This window comes from Rhizobacter sp. P2_H2 (assembly GCF_056403375.1).
The window spans coordinates 1-2671 of the sequence record NZ_JBFUFP010000762.1; the positions used below are offsets into that span (position 1 = coordinate 1).

At 68.9% G+C, this 2671-nt stretch carries 2 protein-coding genes and 2 pseudogenes; all 4 read left to right on the forward strand.

Features of this window, described 5'->3' with window-relative positions:
- A pseudogene (locus tag AC1D15_RS25905) lies at positions 1 to 210 on the forward strand (tripartite tricarboxylate transporter substrate binding protein); the annotation flags it as partial.
- A gap of 99 nt (positions 211 to 309) precedes the next feature.
- The gene (locus AC1D15_RS25910) at positions 310 to 822 is read left to right on the forward strand and encodes a tripartite tricarboxylate transporter TctB family protein (protein ID WP_052212736.1); all 513 of its coding nucleotides are present in this window, start codon (positions 310 to 312) and stop codon (positions 820 to 822) included.
- A gap of 19 nt (positions 823 to 841) precedes the next feature.
- Positions 842 to 2347, forward strand: a complete 1506-nt coding sequence (locus AC1D15_RS25915; protein ID WP_465113011.1) for a tripartite tricarboxylate transporter permease — start codon at positions 842 to 844, stop codon at positions 2345 to 2347.
- A 31-nt stretch (positions 2348 to 2378) separates the two neighbouring features.
- Positions 2379 to 2671: pseudogene (locus AC1D15_RS25920) on the forward strand (tripartite tricarboxylate transporter substrate binding protein); the annotation flags it as partial.

Here is a 2671-nt window from a genome sequence, read left to right on the forward strand (position 1 = left end):
GGCGTGTACGGCGCGCCCGGCATCACGCCGGCACAGCGCCAGAAGCTGGTCGAGGCGGTCTCCAAGGCCACCAAGACCAAGAGCTGGGCCGAGACGCTGGCCAACAACAAGTGGAACTCGGCGCTGATGACCGGCGACGACTTCGGCAAGTTCGTCGACGACGACACCGCGCGCCTGCGTGCGCTGATGCTGAAGCTGGGCATGCTGTAACTGCCCGGATCGCAGGTTCCCTGCAGTACGGCTGGCCGGCGCTGTGCGCCGGCCAGCCTGCGTTTGAGGGGCGGATTGAATGACGCAAGGAGGTAGACCATGAACAAGCCCATGAACAAGCGATCCGAGATCGGCATCGGTGCCGGCGCGATCGGCCTGGGGGCCGTGATGGCCATCGGTGCGGCGCAGATCAAGAGCGAGGCCGGCTACGGGGGCGTCGGCGCGGGTTTCCTGCCGTGGCTGATGGCGGCGGCGATGGCGCTGTGCGGGCTGCTGCTGATCGTRCAGGCCGCGACCGGCGGCTTTCGCGCGATGCCCGAGGGCAGCGAGGACACCCCCGCGCCGTACTGGGCCGGCATGGCCTGGCTGTCGGCCGGCCTGCTGCTGAATGCGGCGCTGATCACCCGCGTGGGCTTCATCCCGTCGTGCTCGCTGCTGTTCGTGCTGGCGGCGCGCGGTTTCCGGCTGTCGATGGGGGCGGGGCGCGCGACGCTGGCCGACTGGGTGCGCGACGTGCTGGTCGGTGCCGCGTTGTCGGCGCCGGTCTACTGGCTGTTCACGAAGCTGCTGGGTTTGACCCTCCCCGGCCTCACCAGCTCCGGCTGGATCTGACCTCTAGAGCATCACCATCATGGACATCTGGAATTCGCTGCTGCAAGGCTTCATGACGGCGGGCACGCCGATCAACCTGATGTGGGCGCTGCTCGGCTGCCTGATCGGCACCGCGATCGGCGTGCTGCCCGGGATCGGCCCGGCACTGACGGTGGCGATGCTGCTGCCGATCACCTCGCACGTCGAACCGACCGCGTCGATGATCATGTTCGCCGGCATCTACTACGGCGCGATGTACGGCGGCTCGACCACCTCGATCCTGCTGAACACCCCGGGCGAGACCGGCAGCATGGTCACCGCGATGGAGGGCAACCTGATGGCCAAGAGCGGCCGCGCCGGCGCGGCGCTCGCCACCTCGGCGATCGGCTCGTTCTTCGCCGGCACGATCGCCACGGTGCTCGTCACGCTGTTCGCGCCCGGCCTCGCCGAGTTCGCGCTGCGCTTCGGCCCGCCGGAGTACTTCGCGCTGATCCTGCTGGCCTTCACGACCGTGTCGTCGGTGCTCGGGCAGAGCACGCTGCGCGGCATGACCAGCCTGGTGCTGGGCCTGTCGATCGGCATCATCGGCATCGACCAGATCTCCGGCCAGGCGCGCTTCACGCTGAACAACGTGCCCGAACTGGTCGACGGCATCGAGGTGGTGCTGGTGGCGGTCGGGCTGTTCGCGGTCGGCGAGGCGATGTATACGATGATGTACGAGGGCCGCCAGGACGAGACGCGCAACAAGATGTCGAGCCTGTGGATGACGAAGGGCGACTGGAAGCGCTCGTGGCCGGCCTGGCTGCGCGGCACGCTGATCGGCTTCCCGTTCGGCACCATCCCGGCCGGCGGCACCGAGATCCCGACCTTCCTGTCGTACGGCGCCGAGCGCAAGCTGTCGAAGCACCCGGAAGAGTTCGGCACCGTCGGCGCGATCGAAGGCGTGGCCGGCCCGGAGGCCGCCAACAACGCGGCGGTGGCCGGCACGCTGGTGCCGCTGCTGACGCTGGGCATCCCCACCTCCACCACCGCGGCGATCCTGCTGTCGGCGTTCCAGAACTACGGCATCCAGCCCGGCCCGACGCTGTTCCAGACCTCGTCGGCGCTGGTGTGGGCGCTGATCGCGTCGATGTACATCGGCAACGTGATGCTGCTGGTGCTGAACCTGCCGCTGGTCGGGCTGTGGGTGAAGCTGCTGAAGATCCCGAAGCCGGCGCTCTACGCGGGCATCCTGATCTTCGCGACGGTCGGCGTCTACGGCATGCGGCAATCGGCCTTCGACCTGTTCCTGCTGTACGGCATCGGGCTGCTGGGCGTGCTGATGCGCCGCTTCGACTTCCCGACCGCCCCGGTGATCGTCGGCATGATCCTCGGCCCGCTCGGCGAGGCCCACATGCGCAACGCCATGTCCATCGGGGAGGGCAAATGGACGGTGTTCATTGAACGGCCGTTGTCGGCGACTATCCTGCTGGTGTGCGTGGCGGTCCTGATCGTCCCGCCGCTGTTGACCCGGCTGCGGCGCCGACGTACCGTGGCGCTGGCCTGACCGGCCCTTCCTCACAGCAAGGATCTTCCCCATGAAGTCCCATCGTTCCCAGAACCGCCGCTCCGTTCTCCGCTGGATGGCTGCCTCGGCCGCCGCCGGCATCGCGCCCGCCRTGCCGACGGCCAGCCTGGCCGCCACCGGCCCCGCACCGCTCGGCAAGCTGCGCATCCTGATCCCGGCCAACCCCGGGGGCGGCTGGGACGGCACCGGCCACGCGGTCGGCGACGCGCTGGTGGCCTCCGGGCAGGCCAGCGAGATCGTCTACGAGAACAAGGGCGGCAAGGGCGGCATCATCGGGCTGGCCGAATTCGTGGAGAAATACTC

Bases quoted from the DNA above. Each gene is read 5' to 3' on its own strand.
- AC1D15_RS25915 (WP_465113011.1), top strand. From the start codon at position 842: ATGGACATCTGGAATTCGCTGCTGCAAGGCTTCATGACGGCGGGCACG.